The following is a 16,121-nucleotide window of genomic DNA, read 5'->3' on the forward strand; positions in this document are numbered from 1 at the left end:
CCCCCCCCCCCCCCCCCCCCCCCCCCCCCCCCCCCCCGCCGGGGGAGCAGGGAGGTCAGTGGGCCTTGGCCAGCGTCCCCAGGTAGAGCTCGATGACCTTGGGGTCGTTCATCAGCGACCTGCCGGTGTCGGTGTAGGCGTTGCGGCCCTGGTCGAGCACGTAGCCCCGGTCGCAGATCTGCAGGCAGCGCCGGGCGTTCTGCTCGACCATGATGATCGAGACCCCCGTCGCGTTGATCCGCCGGCAGCGGATGAAGACCTCGTCCTGGTACGCCGGCGACAGACCCGCCGACGGCTCGTCGAGCAGCAGCACCGACGGCGACATCATCAGCGCCCGGCCCATGGCCACCATCTGCCGCTCGCCGCCCGACAGCGCCCCGGCCTTGCCCTTGCGCCGCTCGCCGAGCAGGGGGAACAGGTCGACGACGTAGTCGAAGCGCTCCGCGAATGTCTTCGGCCGCAGGTAGACGCCCATCTGCATGTTCTCCTCGATGGTGAGCGAGGGGAACACGTTGTTGTTCTGCGGCACGTAGCCGACCCCGAGCGACACCAGCCGGTGGGCCGGCGCGGACGTGATGTCCTCGCCGCGCAGCGTCACCGACCCCGAGCGCACCGGGATCAGGCCGAAGAGGGTCTTGAGCAGGGTGGACTTCCCGGCGCCGTTGGGGCCGATGATGCCGACGAGCTCGCCGTCCTGCAGGTAGAAGTCGGCGCCGCGCAGGATGTTGACCCCCGGCACGTAGCCGGCGACGAGGTCGTCGGCGCGCACGAGGGCGCCCTCGGCCAGCCGCAGGTGCTCCTCCCGCGTCGCGGCCTTCTCCGCGGGGGAGAGCTCGGCGGTACCGACGGCGGCCTCGTCGGCCCGGGTGACGTCCTCGCCGGACTCGTCGACGTCGAACAGCGGCTCGCTCATCGCTGGGTCCCCTCGCGGTCGGTCTGCTCCGAGCTCAGGACCTCACCGTCGATGCCCTCCTCGGTGGCGATGGCCGCCTGGGCCTCGGCGAGCACCCGGTCCTCCTCCTCGACGGTCAGCGGCGCGTCGTGGTGGGCGCCCAGGTAGGCGTCGACGACGGCCTGGTTCTGGCTGATCGACTCGGGCGGGCCCTCGGCGATGACCCGGCCGGCGGCCATGACCACCACCCAGTCGCTGATGTCGCGGACGACGTCCATGTCGTGCTCGACGAAGATCACGGTCATGCCCTGCTCGCGCAGGTCCTTCACGTGGCCGAGCAGGCTCTGGGTCAGGGCGGGGTTCACCCCGGCCATCGGCTCGTCGAGCATGACGACCTTCGGGTCGCTCATCAGCGCGCGGGCCATCTCGAGCAGCTTGCGCTGACCGCCGGACAGGGTGCCGGCGAAGTCGTCCTTCTTGGCGTCGAGCTTGAAGCGGGCGAGCAGGTCGAGGGCCTTCTCGGTGTTCGCCCGCTCCTGCGCCCGCCAGGCGCCGGGGACCAGGGAGCGGAAGAAGTTCTCCCCGCGCTGGTCCTGCGCGCCGAGCAGCATGTTCTGCAGGACCGAGAGCCGCGACAGGGCCTTGGTCAGCTGGAAGGTCCGGACGACGCCGAGCCGGGCCACCTGGTGCGGCGACAGCTTGCCCAGCGGGCGGCCGTCGAACGACCACGTGCCGGAGTTGGGCTGGTCGAAGCCGGTGAGCAGGTTGAACAGCGTCGTCTTCCCGGCACCGTTGGGCCCGATCAGCCCGGTGATCCCGCCCCGCTGGATCTCGAGGTGGTCCACCGACACGGCGGTGAGGCCGCCGAACGTGCGGGTCACGCCGTCGACGACGACCGCCGCGTCCGGCTTGGCGACGCCGACCTCCCAGGGCACGTCCCGCAGGGCGGCCTGGGCGAGCCGGGCCGGAGCGGCGCCGGTCGCGGACGACTGCGACGCCGCGGTGGCTCCGTGCGGCTGGTCAGCGGGCATCGAGCATCACCTCTCGTCGGTCACCCAGGATGCCCTGGGGCCGGAAGATCATGAGGAGCATCAGGCCCACTCCGATGATGATGAACCGGATGTAGGCGATGTCGGTGGTCGACAGCAGGTCGTTCCACTGGAACAGGCCGAAGAACGAGCTGCCCTCCGACACCAGGGCGGCCAGCGCGCTGTCGGAGAACGCGATGATGAACCACAGCAGCATCGCGCCGATGACCGGTCCGATGACGGTGGCCGCGCCGCCGAGGATCAGCGCGCCGTAGGCCAGGAACGTGTTGGCGTTCTGGTACTGGTCGGGGTTCTGCGACCCGGTGCCGACGGCGTAGATCATGCCGCCGAGCGCCCCGAAGAGGCCGCCGAGGACCAGCGACTGCATCTTGAACGCGTAGACGTTCTTGCCCAGCGCCCGCGCGGCGTCCTCGTCCTCGCGGACGGCGCGCAGCACGCGGCCCCACGGGCTGCGCATCAGCGCCCAGACCAGCAGGCAGGCGAGCAGCACGATGGACCAGCCGATGGTGATCACCCACAGCTCGCTGCCGCGCCAGCGGGTGCCGAGGATGTCGAAGCGGCCGCTGACCGACCACGGGCAGAGGGCGAAGAAGCTGCTGTTGAAGTTGAACAGGCCCGAGGTGCTGCCGGTGATCTCCGAGGAACCCACCGACCGGAACAGCAGTCGCAACGCCTCTGCCGACGCGATGGTGACGATCGCCAGGTAGTCGGCGCGCAGGCGCAGCGTGGGCAGGCCCAGCAGCAGCGCCAGGATGACCGCGGCGCCGAGGCCGACGACCACGCCGACCCAGAACGGCAGCCCCCACTGGGCGACGGAGATGGCGATGCCGTAGCCACCGACCATCGCGAAGGCGATCTGCCCGAAGTTGAGCAGGCCCGTGTACCCGAAGTGCAGGTTCAGCCCGATGGCCAGGAGCGCGAAGAACACGGCCTGGTAGGCGAACATCGCACGGATGCCCAGGACCAGGGCGTCGAGGAACTCACCCATGGCGGTCAGCCGATCCGGGCGCGGCTGCCCAGGATGCCCTGGGGCCGGACGACGAGGATGAGGATCAAGAGCAGCAGCCCTCCGACGTACTTCATGTCGTCGCGGATGACGAGCGTGGACATCTGCACGAAGACGCCGACGATGATGCTGCCGACGAGGGCGCCGTAGGCCGTTCCCAGACCGCCGAGCGTGACGCCGGCGAACATGAGCAGCAGGAGCCGGAAGCCCATGTCCCACTGGACCTGGTCGGACAGGCCGAGCAGCACGCCGCCGAGGGCGGCCAGCGCACCGCCCATGACCCAGACGACCAGGATGACCCGGTTGACGTCGATGCCCGACGAGGCCGCCAGGTCCCGGTTGTCGGCGACCGCGCGCATGGCCTTGCCGATCCGGCTGCGCTGCAGCATCACCGCGACGCCCACGAGCACGATCAGCGAGATGATGATCGAGAACAGGTCGCGGTCGGTGAGCGCGAAGGCGCCGTAGTCGCGGGCTCGCTGCGACTGGTAGTCGATGTAGGGGTTGGAGCGCCCGCCGTAGACGGTCTGGATGAGGTAGCGCGCCGCCAGCGACAGGCCGATCGAGACGACCAGCGCCGCGATCAGCCCGGTTCCGCGCCGGCGCAGGGGCCGCCAGAGCCCGAGCTCGTTGAGGGCGCCCACCAGGCCGCCGATGATCACGGCGATGACTGCCGAGGCGATGAGCGGGATGCCGCCGTCGACGTTGAGGTAGAAGGCGACGATCGCGCCGATGGTGACCAGCTCGCCGTGCGCGAAGTTCGTCAGGCCCGTCGTCCCGAAGATCAGCGACAGGCCGACCGCGCTGATGGCGATGAGCAGCCCGAAGCGCAGTCCGTCGACGAAGAGCTGGACGGCGAGGATGCGCCCGCTGCCGCCCCCGCGCTCGCCGTCGGAGAGCGCGAAGTTGACCGGCAGCCGGCGGCCCTCCTCGACCGAGACCTGCACGGAGTCCCCGGCCGATCCGAGGGACACCCCCTCGGGCAGGGCGTCGGCGTCGAGCGAGACGACGTAGTCGCCGGGACCGGGCAGGTCCACGGCGAAGCGGCCCCGGTCGTCGGTCTCGACCGTGTCGACCTCGTCCCCGCCGGCGGTCTCGACGGTGACCTCGACCCCCGCGATCGGGCCGGTCGCGCCGGTGGTCAGCGTGCCGCGGACCTGCTCACCCTCGGCGGAGGCGATACCCGGCGTCAGCGCCGTGATCGCCAGCCCGAAGAAGGTGACCAGCAGCAGCCGCAAGAGGACGTGCCGCCGGTGCGACGGTCGGTGGCCGGTCGTGCCGGCCTGCCCCGCGGTAGGGGACGGCGTCCGACGGGGGTCTTCCCGGCGGACGCGATCTGGCGCGTGCGTCACGCGTGCTCCCTGCGTGTGAGTGGAGCACGGAAGGTAACCCACACATGGTGCACAACAGTTCCGTCCCCGGTCACCTGTGACCGTTCCGCGACCAGCACTCCTGCCACGGCAGTCACGCCGACGGCGTGCCGAGGTGCTCCCCGCGGTCGCCGGTGCCACTCTGCGCCCACCGTCCAGGGGAGGCATCCGGTGCCCGGTTCCGGTTCTCTGTCGCGCGTCCCGACGCGCCCCGCGCGTCCCGACGACCTGCCCGCCGTGCTCGACCTGGTCCAGCGGCACCGGGCGGAGTCGCACGCGGAGGAGGTCCTCTCGGGGCGGCCGCCGGGCGCGTCCGCGGCGGCGGGTCTGCGCCGGTTGCTGGCCGATCCCGGGTTCAGCGTCGTCCTCGCCGTCCTCCCCGGGCCGGCCCCGACCGGGGGCGGACCCGCCGGGGAGCAGGTCGCGGGCCTGGTCGTCCTCGGCCTGGACCCGCTGTCGGTCGTGCTGGGCCGGCCCCAGGTGACGGTGGACGGCCTCGTGGTGCACGCCGACCACCGACGCCGCGGTGTCGGGGCGGCCCTGCTGGGTGCGGCCGCCGCGCACGCCGAGCGCTGCGGCGCAGCGCACGTGGTCGCCGCGGCCGGGCAGGGTGCGGAGCGGCAGCGGTTCTTCGCGCGGCTGGGGTTCGCCCCGCTGCACACGCGGCGGATCGTGTCCCGCGGCACCCTGGTCCGGGCGCTGGGCGCCCGGCAGCGGGGGGACCTGCTCGGATTCGTGGCTCGGCGGGCACCCGCGCGCCGGCGCCTGCCGCTGCGGGCCGCACCGGTGCCCGGTGGAGCACGGGTCCGCGGCGCCTGACCGGTCTCAGGCGCCGGCGGCCAGGCAGGTCAGCCGCGCGGTCGCGGTGACCCGGCCGGCGTCGTCGGTGACCTCGACGAGGAATGTCGAGAGGGTGCGACCCCGCTTCACCGGGGTGGCGACGGCGGTGACGCTGCCCGAGGTGGCCGCGCGCAGGTAGCTGGCGTTGAGCTCGACGCCGACGACGCGCCGGCCCGGGCCGGCGTTGACGGCGGCGGCGACCGAGCCGACGGTCTCGACCAGCGCGCAGGTGGCGCCGCCGTGCAGCAGGCCGTAGGGCTGCTCGTTGCCCGCCACCGGCATCGTCGCCGCGACGCGTTCGGGGGAGAAGTCGGTGATCCGGATGCCGAGCTTCTCGTCGAGCGGGCTGCCCGGCAGCGTCCCCATCCAGTCCGGCGGTGCGGTGGTCGTCACTCACGGCACGCTAGCCACGGGACCGCGGCGCACCGCTCGCGGGCCCGGGGCTGTCGGTGGGCGCACCTAGGATCGCGGGCGATGTCCGCACCGGTCACCACCTCCGCGCCCGCCGCCCCCTCGACGTCGAGCGGGCCGCGCCCGCGTCTGCTGCTGCTCGACGGGCACTCGCTGGCCTACCGGGCCTTCTTCGCCCTGCCGGTCGAGAACTTCTCCACGACCACCGGCCAGCCGACCAACGCCGTCTACGGCTTCACGTCGATGCTGATCAACGTGCTGCGCGACGAGGCGCCCACGCACCTCGCCGTCGCGTTCGACGTCGGCCGCACGACCTTCCGCAGCGAGATCTACGCGGAGTACAAGGCGAACCGGTCGGAGAGCCCGACCGACTTCCGCGGGCAGGTGAGCCTGATCCAGGAGGTGCTCGCCGCGCTCCACGTGCCGGTGATCACCGCCGAGGGCTTCGAGGCCGACGACGTCATCGCCACGCTCACCGTGCAGGCCGTCGACGCCGGCATGGACGTGCTGATCTGCACCGGTGACCGCGACGCGCTGCAGCTGGTGAACGAGCACGTCACCGTCCTCTACCCGCGCAAGGGCGTGTCCGACCTGACCCGGTTCACGCCCGAGGAGGTCGAGGCCAAGTACGGCCTGACCCCGGCCCAGTACCCGGATTTCGCGGCGCTGCGCGGCGACCCGAGCGACAACCTGCCCAGCATCCCGAGCGTGGGGGAGAAGACCGCGGCCAAGTGGGTCCGGGAGTACGGCTCGCTGGACCAGCTGGTCGACCGGGTCGACACGGTGAAGGGCAAGGTGGGCGAGAAGCTGCGCGAGCACCTGTCGTCGGTGCTGCAGAACCGGCGGCTCACCGAGCTCGACCGCGCGGTGCCCCTGGAGCTCGGCCCGGTCGACCTCGCGGTCCGGCCGTGGGACCGCAACGAGGTGCACACGCTGTTCGACAACCTGCAGTTCCGGGTGCTGCGGGACCGCCTGTTCGCGACCCTGTCGAGCGCGGAGCCGGAGGTCGAGGGCGGCTTCGAGGTGACCGCCGACGACCTCGCGCCGGGCGGGCTCGGGGCGTGGCTGGACGCGCACGCGCGCGGGCGCACCGGGCTGGTCTTCCGTGGCACGTGGGGCCGGGGCACCGGTGAGCTGACGGGGCTGGCGCTGGCCGCCGGCGACGACCACGCGACCTTCGTCGACCTCGGCGCGGACCTCGACGCCGGCGACGAGCAGGCGCTGGCCGCCTGGCTGGCCGACGCAGACCGCCCGAAGGTCGCCCACGACGTCAAGGGCCCGCTGCTGGCGGTCTGGGCGCGCGGCTGGGAGCTGCGCGGGCTGGTCAGCGACACCGCACTGGCGGCGTACCTGGCCACCCCGGGGCAGCGGTCGTTCGACCTGGCCGACCTCGCGGTGCGCTACCTGCGCCGCGAGCTGAGGGACGCCGCCGCCCAGGAGGGCCAGCTGACGCTGGAGGGGATGGGGCCCAGCGAGGCCGATCTCGCGGCCGAGGCGGCGCACGCCGACGTCCTCAAGTCGGTGGCGGTCAACGACCTGTCCGACGCGCTGGAGTCCGTGCTCGGCCAGCGCGGTGGCGACTCGCTGCTCGGTGGGATCGAGCTACCCCTGACCCGGGTCCTCGCCGCGATGGAGTACCGCGGCATCGCCGCCGACCTGGACTTCCTGCACGAGTTGCAGCGAGAGTTCGCCGACGGCGTCGCGGCCGCGGCTGCCGAGTGCTACGCGGTCATCGGCCACGAGGTGAACCTCGGGTCGCCCAAGCAGCTGCAGACCGTGCTGTTCGACGAACTCGCGCTGCCCAAGACGAAGAAGATCAAGTCCGGCTACACGACCGACGCCGAGGCGCTCACCTCCCTGCTCGCGCAGACGGGGCACCCCTTCCTCGAGCACCTACTGCGCCACCGGGACGTGACGCGGCTGCGCACGGTGATCGACGGGCTCATCCCGATGGTCGACGACGGCGGCCGCATCCACACGACGTTCCAGCAGACGATCGCCGCCACCGGCCGGCTGTCCTCGACCGACCCGAACCTGCAGAACATCCCGATCCGCACGGCCGAGGGCCGCCGCATCCGGCAGGCGTTCGTGGTCGGGAGCGGCTTCGAGTCGCTGATGACCGCCGACTACAGCCAGATCGAGATGCGAATCATGGCGCACCTGTCCGGCGACGCGGGGCTCATCGAGGCCTTCACCTCGGGGGAGGACCTGCACTCCTTCGTGGCGTCGAAGGCCTTCGACATCCCGATCGAGCAGGTCGACCCGGAGATGCGCCGGCGGATCAAGGCGATGAGCTACGGCCTGGCCTACGGGTTGTCGGCCTACGGGCTGGCCCAGCAGCTGCGGATCACCCCCGAGGAGGCGCGCGGCCAGATGCACGCCTACTTCGAGCGCTTCGGCGGCATCCGCGACTACCTCGACTCCGTCGTCGACGAGGCCCGGCAGACCGGCTACACGGTCACCACGCTGGGCCGCCGCCGGTACCTGCCCGACCTCACCAGCGACAACCGGCAGCGGCGCGAGATGGCCGAGCGGATGGCGCTGAACGCGCCCATCCAGGGATCGGCCGCCGACGTCATCAAGGTCGCGATGCTCCGCGTGGAGGAGGCCATCGCCGCGGAGGGGCTGCGGTCGCGGATGCTGCTGCAGGTCCACGACGAACTGGTGCTGGAGGTGGCACCGGGGGAGCGCGCGGCGCTGGAGGCCCTGGTCCGCCGCGAGATGGCGGGTGCCGCCGAGCTGTCGGTTCCGCTGGAGGTCTCGGTCGGCTTCGGCTCGAGCTGGGACGCGGCGGCGCACTGAGTGATCCGTCGGCCTCCGGCCGACACCGCCGCCAGGTGCCGTCCCCCGTTGCGTGGAGCCGTTGCCCATGTCCGGACCGGGGGACCCTGCGGGCCCCCGCGACCGGTCCACTCCGGCGTGCTGCCGTTCCCGACCGGACCGGCCCCGATCGCGGACCGGCCGGAGCCACGGGACTCCCTCACCCTCGACGTGAGGTGGAGGGTCAGGGTCGGTGCGCGACCAGGATCAGCGTGCCCGGCACGAGCGCGCCGCGGGCGGGGGACCACTGCCCCCACTCCTGCGTCCGGCCGGGGGTCCACTCCGGCTCCACGAGGTCCTCGAGCACCAGTCCCGCACCGACCACCGCCCGCACCCAGTCACCGACCGTGCGGTGGTGCTCGACGTAGGTGGCGCGGCCGTCGTCGTCGGTCTCCACGTACGGGGTCCGGTCGAAGTAGGACGACGTCACGGTCAGGTCGGCCGGATCGGGGGAGTCGGGCAGCGGCCAGCGCATCGGGTGGTTCACCGACGCGACGACCCGGCCACCGGGGCGCAGCACCCGGGCCACCTCGCGCAGGGCGCCCTCGACGTCGGCCACGAACGGGAGACCGCCGAAGGCCGAGCAGACGACGTCGACCGACGCACCGGCCAGCGGCAGCGCCCCGACGTCGGCCTGCAGCAGCGGGACGTCCACCCCCGTCTCCCGGTTCAGCCCGGCCGCCCGAGCCAGCATCCCGGCGGACAGGTCCAGCGCGACGACGTCGGCGCCGGCCCGCCGGAGCCAGCGGGCGCAGGGCGCGGATCCGCAGCCCACCTCGAGCACCCGGCGTCCGGCGACGTCCCCGAGCAGCCGGGCGTCGGCCTCGCGCAGCCCCTCGGGGCACCACAGGAAGTCGACGTCTCCGAGGTCGGCGCCGTGCTCGGCGAGGTAGGCCGGGGCGGCCGCGTCCCACCAGCGGCGGTTGGCGCGGACCGACTCGTCGTCACCGGCGCGGCGGCGCGCGACACCGCCGGCGGCGGGGTAGCCGTCGGGGCCCAGGGGCAGGGAGCTCATCACCCCGGAGCGTGACACGCCGGGGCTGCCCTCCCCGTGCGGACCCAGGTGGACCCCGGTGCCCGGGGCTCCGTACCATGGGGAATGCGCCAGAGGTCTGTCAACGCTGTCCCTCACCGGGGGTTCCTGCCCTTCTCGAGTTCCAGCGCGCGCCGGCTCTCCCCGCTCCCCGCGGTCACCCGGCCGCGGGACGTCCTGTCCCTACGCATCCCCCGTCCGGAGCACTCGACCACATGACCTCCACCCAGGTCCGTCCGAACAGCACCCCGCAGGTCGCGGTGAACGACATCGGCACCGCCGAGGACTTCCTCGCCGCGATCGACCAGACGATCAAGTACTTCAACGATGGCGACATCGTCGAGGGCGTCATCGTCAAGGTCGACCGGGACGAGGTGCTGCTGGACATCGGCTACAAGACCGAGGGCGTCATCCCCTCGCGCGAGCTGTCCATCAAGCACGACGTCGACCCGAACGAGGTCGTCAGCGTCGGTGACGAGGTGGAAGCCCTCGTCCTCCAGAAGGAGGACAAGGAAGGCCGCCTGATCCTGTCCAAGAAGCGCGCCCAGTACGAGCGCGCCTGGGGCACGATCGAGGCGAAGAAGGAAGCCGACGAGGTCGTCACCGGCACCGTCATCGAGGTCGTCAAGGGCGGTCTCATCCTCGACATCGGCCTGCGCGGGTTCCTCCCCGCCTCGCTGGTCGAGATGCGCCGCGTCCGCGACCTGCAGCCCTACGTGGGCCGCGAGCTCGAGGCCAAGATCATCGAGCTCGACAAGAACCGCAACAACGTCGTCCTCTCCCGTCGCCAGTGGCTGGAGCAGACCCAGTCCGAGGTCCGCAGCGAGTTCCTCAACAAGCTCGCCAAGGGCCAGGTCCGGACCGGCGTCGTCTCCTCGATCGTCAACTTCGGTGCCTTCGTGGACCTGGGTGGCGTCGACGGCCTGGTGCACGTGTCCGAGCTGTCCTGGAAGCACATCGACCACCCGTCCGAGGTCGTCGAGGTGGGCCAGGAGGTCACCGTCGAGGTCCTCGACGTCGACCTGGACCGCGAGCGCGTCTCCCTGTCGCTGAAGGCGACGCAGGAGGACCCGTGGCGGCAGTTCGCCCGGACGCACCAGATCGGCCAGGTCGTGCCCGGCAAGGTCACCAAGCTGGTTCCCTTCGGCGCCTTCGTCCGCGTCGACGAGGGCATCGAGGGCCTGGTGCACATCTCCGAGCTGGCCGAGCGCCACGTGGAGATCCCCGAGCAGGTCGTGCAGGTCGGCGACGAGATCCTGGTCAAGGTCATCGACATCGACCTCGACCGCCGGCGGATCTCGCTGTCGCTCAAGCAGGCCAACGAGGGCGTCGTCGGCGAGGAGGACCAGTTCGACCCGGCCGCCTACGGCATGGCCGCGTCCTACGACGCCGAGGGCAACTACATCTACCCGGAGGGCTTCGACCCGGAGACGGGCGAGTGGCTCGAGGGCTTCGACGAGGCCCGCGAGACCTGGGAGCGGCAGTACGCCGAGGCCCAGGCCCGGTTCGAGGCGCACCGCAAGCAGATCGCCGCGGCCAAGGAGGCCGACGCCGAGGCCGCCGCGGGCGGGAACTACTCCTCCGGCGCGGACGAGGGCCCGTCCGACACCTCGGGCGGCACCCTGGCCAGCGACGAGGCGCTCGCCGCGCTGCGGGCCAAGCTCGCCGGCGGGGAGTGAGCTCCTACGTGCTGAGGTGAGCTGACGCGCTCGACCACGGAGGCCCAGGACCGACCGGTCCTGGGCCTCCGTGCTGTCCGGGGCCCGGCGGCGATCCGGTCGTGCGTGCCGGCGCGGGGGAGTGCGGACGGCGGGGGCGGGCGGGTGCGCGCTCCCGCCCCCACCGCGTCAGAGGCTGAGGATGATGGCGAAGGCGGTGCGCGGGCGGCCGCCGGAACCGGCGAGGAACGCCCAGGTGTGCCGCCCTGCCGGCGCGCTGGTGGTCAGCCAGCGGAGGAAGGCGTTGCGCGGCCGGACGTCGGCCGCCTCGCGCTGCGCGAGCCGCTCGCGGACTCCGGGCAGGTCGCTCGCCCGCACGCCGGAGGGCCGGTCGAGCCGGTGCCGGCCGCGGGAGCCGGCGGGGGAGGACGGGGTGGTGGCCTGCAGGGGACGGGACATCGCGGTTCTGCCTTCCTCGGTGGCGTGGGGTGATCGCCGGGGCGGACGTTATGCAGCGTGACCCGTGTGACTGGTGCGACGCGCCGGGCGGGACGGGCGCGTGTTACCTGTCCGTGATCGTTCCCGGCGTGCTGGCTACTGTCCGTACGTGCTGCGCATCGGGTTGACGGGTGGGATCGGGTCGGGGAAGAGCACCGTGTCGCGGCTGCTCGCCGAGCGCGGAGCGGTGGTGGTGGACGCCGACGCCATCGCCCGCGAGGTCGTCGAGCCCGGCACGCCCGGTCTCGCGGCGGTCGTGGCCGCCTTCGGCGAGGGAGTCCTCGCCCCTGACGGTGCGCTGGACCGGCCGGCGCTGGGCGCGATCGTGTTCGCCGATCCGGGCGCCCGAGAGCGGCTGAACGCGATCGTGCACCCGCTGGTGCGCGAGCGGGCCGCCGAGCTGGCGTCCGCGGTCCCCGCCGACGGGGTCGTGGTGCACGACATCCCGCTGCTCGTCGAGTCGGGGCAGGGCCGGGCCGGTGCCCACGACCTCGTGCTGGTCGTCGAGACCGATCTGCACACGCGCCTGGAGCGGCTCGTGCAGCGGGGGATGACCGAGGCCGACGCGCGGGCGCGCATCTCCGTGCAGGCGACCGACGAGCAGCGGCGGGCGGTCGCCGACGTCGTCCTCGACAACAGCGGGACGCCCGGCGAGCTCGCCGCCCAGGTGGACCGGTTCTGGACCGAGCACGTGGCGCCCCGGCTGGGGTGACCCGCCGCGGGCCGGGGCGAGGGCCCCGGGACGACGAGGGGCCCCGACCTGCTGGTCGGGGCCCCTCGTGCCGGTGGGCGATACTGGGTTCGAACCAGTGACCTCTTCCGTGTCAGGGAAGCGCGCTACCACTGCGCCAATCGCCCGGGGTCCGGTCTGCCGACCGGCCCGCTCCACCGCTCTCGCGAGCGAGACGAGGTGGAGACGGGATTTGAACCCGTGTAGACGGCTTTGCAGGCCGTTGCCTCGCCTCTCGGCCACTCCACCGCACACACGGGCGCCGGTCTCGCGACCAGCGCCCGAGGTTCCGAGCGGACGACGGGATTCGAACCCGCGACCCTCACCTTGGCAAGGTGATGCTCTACCAACTGAGCCACGTCCGCGTTACAGAGAGAACACTACACGGCCGGGCGGACCGGTTTCACGGGGGGTCCCGTGCCGGTTGCGCGGTCAGTGGCCCCCGGGGTCCGTGCCGCCGGACAGCAGCGCCGCGAGCTCGTCGTCGACCTGCAGCACCGACGCCTCCGCGCCGACGGGCACCAGTTCCTCGGTCCGCCGCAGGAAGGTCGCGACCACCGCGCGCGACACCTCGAAGAGGGCCTCGCCGGACGGTGCCCGCAGGTGCAGGAAGAGGACGTCGCCGGTGGCGCGCACCGGCCAGAGCCGGACGTCGCCGTCGCCGGCGGGTCGGTCCAGCCCCGTCCGCAGCAGATCGCGGGCCACCAGCCAGGAGACGCCGTCGTCGGCGTCCGCGTCGCCGAACGAGATCCGCACGGCGAAGGGGTCGGCCACCTCGTAGCCGAGCGTCGCGGGCACCTCGGTCCAGGAGTGCGGGCCGACGAGGTGCAGCGTCGTGCGGGAGGAGTGTCCGGGGGTGGAGCGGCGCGCCATGACGGTGCAACGACCGAGGGGCGGCCGGGGTCACGCAGCCGAACACCCGGGCGTGTCGCGATCACGCGCCGGGGTCGGGGCGCAGGGCGAACCGACTCGGTGCCGGAGAACGAAGGACCCGTGTGACGATGGGAACCGTGAGCCGTCCCGCGCGTCGACTCGGGGACGATCCCGGGGACGCCGACCTCGTCGCCCGGCTGCGCGCGGGTGACCGGTCGGCGGTCGACGACCTCTACGAGCGCTTCCGCCGCCCGGCCTACGCGCTGGCCCGCCGCGTCCTCGCCGACGACGTGCTGGCCGAGGACGTGCTGCAGGACGCCTTCCTCGCCGTGTGGCGCGACCCCGGCGCCTTCGACGGCGCGCGCGGGAGCTTCTCCTCGTGGTTCCTGGCGATGGTCCACCACAAGGCCGTCGACGCCGTCCGGCGGGAGGAGTCGCAGCGCCGCCGCCAGGCGCGCGCCGAGGACGAGGTCGCGCTGGCCGAACCCACCGCGACCGCCGACGTCGAGGACGACGTCTGGGGACGGGTCGTCGCCGACCGCGTCCGCAGCGCACTGGGCAACCTGCCGGAGGCCCAGCGCGAGGCGCTGACGCTGGCGTACTACGGCGGCTACACCCAGCGGGAAGTGGCGGCCCTCACCGACGCGCCGCTGGGCACGGTGAAGACGCGCATGCTGGCCGGGATGCGACGGCTGCGGACCGAGCTCGGCGGGACCGCGGGCGCGGCGCTCGGCGGTGCCCTGGGGACGACCCGATGAGCGAGCGGCGGGTGTCGCGGCCGGACCCCGGCGGGCACGGGACCTTCGACGAGTTCGCGGTCGGCTGGGCGCTGCACGCGCTCGAGCCGGAGGACGAGATCGTCTTCTCGGCCCACCTGCCCGGCTGCGCCCGCTGCGCGCAGACGGTCGCCGAGACCACCGAGGTGATGGGCGCCCTCGCCCAGGACATCCCCCGGGCCGAGCCGGGCCCCGGTCTGCGCGACCGGCTGCGCGCGGCCGTGGAGGAGACGCCGCAGGTGCCGTCGCCTGCCGTGCCGCCACGCCCCGAGCAGGCCGCCGAGCCGCCCGCCGGCGAGAGCACGGAGCCTCCCGCAGCCCCCGCCGCGCCGCGGTCCGCCCCGGCAGGCGACCCGGGGCCGGCCGCCGGGGCGGCCCGGGCCACCGGCTTCCCGGCCTACCGACCGCGGGACGCCGAGCCGTCTCCGGCCGACCCGCCGCCGCCCTGGCGCCGGGTGCTCCCCAACGCGCTCGTGGCCGCCGCCGTGGCCGCGATCCTCGGGTTGGGCAGCTGGAACGTCGTCCTCAGCGACGCTCGGGACGACGCCGTGGCGCGGGCCACCGAGCAGGCCGAGGTGGTGCAGTCCCTCCTGGAGCCGGGGACGGCGACCATCGCCCCGCTCTCCGGGGACGACGGGCAGGTGGCCACCGTGGTGGCCCGCGACGCGCAGGTGCAGGTGGTCACCCAGGGGCTGGCGCTCAACGACCGGGAGTCGCAGGTCTACGTCGTGTGGGGCATGAGCGGAGGGGCACCCGCGCCGCTGGGTACCTTCGACGTGACTCGTTCACGAACCGACGTGCAGACCGTACGCTCCACCACGACCGGGCTGGACGACTTCGAGGGCTACGCCATCAGCCTCGAGCCGGGCCGTGCGGCGCCGTCGGAACCGACGGTGGTGGTGGCGAGCGGGTAGGTGACGAGCTGAGCGAGCAGGAGACGGTGGCCGCCCCCGGGCGCGCCCCGCTGCCCGGGCCCCGGCGCGGCGAGCCGGCCGGTGGCGGGCCGCCCTCGGCCGACGAGAAGCGGCGGGCGCACTTCGCCGAGGACGGCGTCCGGTCGCTGCGCGAACGCGTCGCCGAGACCGCCTGGCGCCGCCGGATCGCCGCCCGGCGCAGCACCGACCACGCCTACCGCGTCGGCGTCGGCATCGTCGGCGGGCTGATCGTCGCGGTCGGGCTGGTGACCATCCCGCTGCCCGGTCCCGGCTGGCTGACCGTCATCGCGGGGCTCTTCGTGCTCGCCAGCGAGTTCTTCTGGGCCGAGCGCCTGCTGGACTTCACCCGGCGCAACGTGAAGGCCTGGACGGACTGGCTGGGCCGCCGGCCGATCTGGGTCCGCGGCCTCGTGGGGCTGGCCACCGCGGCGTTCGTGTACGGCGTCCTCGTGGTGACCCTGCACCTCACCGGCGTCCCCTCGTGGGTGCCGGGGTGGGTTCCGCTCTGGCGGTAGGCGTCTGGCACAATCGACGGCGCACCGGGCGATTGGCGCAGTGGTAGCGCGCTTCGTTCACACCGAAGAGGTCACTGGTTCGAACCCAGTATCGCCCACCCGCACGAGGGTCCCAGGTCGGCAGACCTGGGGCCCTCGGCGTTCCGGGGGGCGCGGTCAGCGCGCGGCCGGGCCGTAGGTCAGGTGCGCGACCCCGTTGGACAGCGCGTCGGCGCCCAGCAGCGACAGCGGGGTCTTCGCCGTCCCCTCCGGGAACAGGCGGATCCCCTCGCCCACGGCCACCGGGTAGACGAACAGGTGCAGCTCGTCGACGAGTCCGTCGGCGACCAGGGCACGGACCAGCGTGGCGCTGCCGCTGACGTACAGGTCGCCCTGGGCCCTGAGCTCCCGGATGCGGTCGGCGTCGTAGCCGCCGAGCACCGAGGAGTTGCGCCAGACGGACTCCGCGTCGGTCAGCGTCGAGGAGACGACGTGCTTGGGGGTGTCGTTGAAGAACGGTGCGCCGGGGTCGTCCTCGACGGTGCGGGTGGACCACGCCGGGGCGAACATCGTGAACGTCGTGCGGCCCAGCAGGATGCCCTTCGCGGGGGCCGTCAGCGAGCCGATCGACGCGGCCAGGTCGTCGGGGAACCCGTAGTCCATCGTCCACATCGGGGCGTCGACGACGCCGTCGACCGTCGTGAACTCGTGCACCCTGATCGCGCCCATGTCTCCT

16 protein-coding genes and 4 tRNA genes are annotated in these 16,121 nt (G+C 73.2%); 8 read left to right on the forward strand and 12 right to left on the reverse strand.

Annotated elements, in window-relative coordinates; all coding sequences use genetic code 11:
• Positions 1 to 55 precede the first annotated feature (55 nt).
• The 4 genes from ACK586_RS11405 to ACK586_RS11420 are packed head-to-tail and all read right to left on the reverse strand — an operon-like array spanning position 56 to position 4,185.
• On the reverse strand, positions 56 to 913 hold the full coding sequence (locus tag ACK586_RS11405; protein WP_409330599.1) for an ABC transporter ATP-binding protein: 858 nt from the start codon (positions 911 to 913) through the stop codon (positions 56 to 58).
• Positions 910 to 1,923, reverse strand: a complete 1,014-nt coding sequence (locus tag ACK586_RS11410; protein WP_409330600.1) for an ABC transporter ATP-binding protein — start codon at positions 1,921 to 1,923, stop codon at positions 910 to 912. Before ACK586_RS11410 ends, ACK586_RS11405 begins: the two co-directional genes overlap by 4 nt.
• Positions 1,913 to 2,929: a branched-chain amino acid ABC transporter permease gene (locus ACK586_RS11415; protein ID WP_409330601.1), complete on the reverse strand. Its 1,017-nt coding sequence runs from the start codon at positions 2,927 to 2,929 to the stop codon at positions 1,913 to 1,915. The genes ACK586_RS11410 and ACK586_RS11415 overlap by 11 nt, the downstream gene beginning before the upstream one ends.
• A gap of 5 nt (positions 2,930 to 2,934) precedes the next feature.
• Positions 2,935 to 4,185, reverse strand: coding sequence for a branched-chain amino acid ABC transporter permease (locus ACK586_RS11420; protein ID WP_409330602.1), 1,251 nt, complete (start codon positions 4,183 to 4,185; stop codon positions 2,935 to 2,937).
• A 303-nt stretch (positions 4,186 to 4,488) separates the two neighbouring features.
• Between ACK586_RS11420 and ACK586_RS11425 the strand changes: the two genes are divergently transcribed.
• Positions 4,489 to 5,136, forward strand: coding sequence for a GNAT family N-acetyltransferase (locus tag ACK586_RS11425; protein WP_409330603.1), 648 nt, complete (start codon positions 4,489 to 4,491; stop codon positions 5,134 to 5,136).
• Between the two features lie 6 nt (positions 5,137 to 5,142).
• On the opposite strand, the gene ACK586_RS11430 is transcribed toward ACK586_RS11425, so the two are convergent.
• Entirely contained in the window at positions 5,143 to 5,550 is a 408-nt protein-coding gene (locus ACK586_RS11430) for a PaaI family thioesterase (RefSeq protein ID WP_409330604.1), read from the reverse strand.
• Positions 5,551 to 5,631: 81 nt separating this feature from the next.
• Between ACK586_RS11430 and polA the strand changes: the two genes are divergently transcribed.
• Positions 5,632 to 8,370 (forward strand): DNA polymerase I, encoded by a 2,739-nt coding sequence (polA, locus tag ACK586_RS11435; protein ID WP_409330605.1) that lies wholly within the window; start codon positions 5,632 to 5,634, stop codon positions 8,368 to 8,370.
• 202 nt (positions 8,371 to 8,572) lie between these two features.
• Here polA and ACK586_RS11440 read toward each other — a convergent pair whose 3' ends face one another.
• Positions 8,573 to 9,403 carry a class I SAM-dependent methyltransferase gene (locus ACK586_RS11440; RefSeq protein ID WP_409330606.1) on the reverse strand — a complete coding sequence of 277 codons (831 nt, stop codon included), beginning with the start codon at positions 9,401 to 9,403 and terminating at the stop codon, positions 8,573 to 8,575.
• Positions 9,404 to 9,636: 233 nt separating this feature from the next.
• Between ACK586_RS11440 and rpsA the strand changes: the two genes are divergently transcribed.
• Positions 9,637 to 11,100 (forward strand): 30S ribosomal protein S1, encoded by a 1,464-nt coding sequence (rpsA, locus tag ACK586_RS11445; protein ID WP_409330607.1) that lies wholly within the window; start codon positions 9,637 to 9,639, stop codon positions 11,098 to 11,100.
• A gap of 168 nt (positions 11,101 to 11,268) precedes the next feature.
• Here the strand turns inward: rpsA and ACK586_RS11450 are convergent, their stop codons facing one another.
• A complete protein-coding gene (locus ACK586_RS11450; protein ID WP_409330608.1) occupies positions 11,269 to 11,538 on the reverse strand; it encodes a hypothetical protein in 270 nt (89 codons plus the stop codon).
• A gap of 148 nt (positions 11,539 to 11,686) precedes the next feature.
• Here ACK586_RS11450 and coaE point away from each other — a divergent pair, with 148 nt between their 5' ends.
• On the forward strand, positions 11,687 to 12,289 hold the full coding sequence (gene coaE, locus ACK586_RS11455) for a dephospho-CoA kinase (RefSeq protein ID WP_409330609.1): 603 nt from the start codon (positions 11,687 to 11,689) through the stop codon (positions 12,287 to 12,289).
• Between the two features lie 74 nt (positions 12,290 to 12,363).
• Here coaE and ACK586_RS11460 read toward each other — a convergent pair.
• The 4 genes from ACK586_RS11460 to ACK586_RS11475 all read right to left on the reverse strand — a co-directional run bounded on the left by ACK586_RS11460 (position 12,364) and on the right by ACK586_RS11475 (position 13,180).
• Positions 12,364 to 12,435: transfer RNA gene (locus tag ACK586_RS11460), tRNA-Val, on the reverse strand.
• Between the two features lie 50 nt (positions 12,436 to 12,485).
• A tRNA-Cys gene (locus ACK586_RS11465) sits at positions 12,486 to 12,556 on the reverse strand.
• Positions 12,557 to 12,599: 43 nt separating this feature from the next.
• Positions 12,600 to 12,672, reverse strand: a tRNA-Gly gene (locus ACK586_RS11470).
• 67 nt (positions 12,673 to 12,739) lie between these two features.
• Entirely contained in the window at positions 12,740 to 13,180 is a 441-nt protein-coding gene (locus ACK586_RS11475; protein ID WP_409330610.1) for an SsgA family sporulation/cell division regulator, read from the reverse strand.
• A gap of 128 nt (positions 13,181 to 13,308) precedes the next feature.
• On the opposite strand from ACK586_RS11475, the gene ACK586_RS11480 reads away from it, so the two are divergent.
• From ACK586_RS11480 to ACK586_RS11495, 4 genes are all read left to right on the forward strand, one after another.
• The gene (locus tag ACK586_RS11480) at positions 13,309 to 13,938 is read left to right on the forward strand and encodes a sigma-70 family RNA polymerase sigma factor (RefSeq protein WP_409330674.1); all 630 of its coding nucleotides are present in this window, start codon (positions 13,309 to 13,311) and stop codon (positions 13,936 to 13,938) included.
• Entirely contained in the window at positions 13,935 to 14,870 is a 936-nt protein-coding gene (locus ACK586_RS11485) for an anti-sigma factor domain-containing protein (protein ID WP_409330611.1), read from the forward strand. The genes ACK586_RS11480 and ACK586_RS11485 overlap by 4 nt, the downstream gene beginning before the upstream one ends.
• 26 nt (positions 14,871 to 14,896) lie before the next feature.
• Positions 14,897 to 15,406 carry a PGPGW domain-containing protein gene (locus ACK586_RS11490; RefSeq protein WP_409330612.1) on the forward strand — a complete coding sequence of 170 codons (510 nt, stop codon included), beginning with the start codon at positions 14,897 to 14,899 and terminating at the stop codon, positions 15,404 to 15,406.
• 26 nt (positions 15,407 to 15,432) lie between these two features.
• Positions 15,433 to 15,504 (forward strand) — tRNA-Val (locus ACK586_RS11495).
• Between the two features lie 58 nt (positions 15,505 to 15,562).
• Here ACK586_RS11495 and ACK586_RS11500 read toward each other — a convergent pair.
• Positions 15,563 to 16,114: a dihydrofolate reductase family protein gene (locus ACK586_RS11500; protein ID WP_409330613.1), complete on the reverse strand. Its 552-nt coding sequence runs from the start codon at positions 16,112 to 16,114 to the stop codon at positions 15,563 to 15,565.
• Between the last annotated feature and the right edge of the window lie 7 nt (positions 16,115 to 16,121).

It is taken from the genome of Trujillonella humicola, assembly GCF_046233715.1.
Classification (GTDB): Bacteria; Actinomycetota; Actinomycetes; order Mycobacteriales; family Geodermatophilaceae; genus Trujillonella; species Trujillonella humicola.

Coding starts and splice junctions, on each gene's coding strand:
- ACK586_RS11405 (WP_409330599.1), bottom strand. CDS start 913: ATGAGCGAGCCGCTGTTCGACGTCGACGAGTCCGGCGAGGACGTCACC.
- ACK586_RS11410 (WP_409330600.1), bottom strand. CDS start 1,923: ATGCCCGCTGACCAGCCGCACGGAGCCACCGCGGCGTCGCAGTCGTCC.
- ACK586_RS11415 (WP_409330601.1), bottom strand. CDS start 2,929: ATGGGTGAGTTCCTCGACGCCCTGGTCCTGGGCATCCGTGCGATGTTC.
- polA (WP_409330605.1), top strand. CDS start 5,632: ATGTCCGCACCGGTCACCACCTCCGCGCCCGCCGCCCCCTCGACGTCG.
- ACK586_RS11440 (WP_409330606.1), bottom strand. CDS start 9,403: ATGAGCTCCCTGCCCCTGGGCCCCGACGGCTACCCCGCCGCCGGCGGT.
- rpsA (WP_409330607.1), top strand. CDS start 9,637: ATGACCTCCACCCAGGTCCGTCCGAACAGCACCCCGCAGGTCGCGGTG.
- ACK586_RS11450 (WP_409330608.1), bottom strand. CDS start 11,538: ATGTCCCGTCCCCTGCAGGCCACCACCCCGTCCTCCCCCGCCGGCTCC.
- ACK586_RS11475 (WP_409330610.1), bottom strand. CDS start 13,180: ATGGCGCGCCGCTCCACCCCCGGACACTCCTCCCGCACGACGCTGCAC.
- ACK586_RS11480 (WP_409330674.1), top strand. CDS start 13,309: ATGGGAACCGTGAGCCGTCCCGCGCGTCGACTCGGGGACGATCCCGGG.
- ACK586_RS11485 (WP_409330611.1), top strand. CDS start 13,935: ATGAGCGAGCGGCGGGTGTCGCGGCCGGACCCCGGCGGGCACGGGACC.
- ACK586_RS11500 (WP_409330613.1), bottom strand. CDS start 16,114: ATGGGCGCGATCAGGGTGCACGAGTTCACGACGGTCGACGGCGTCGTC.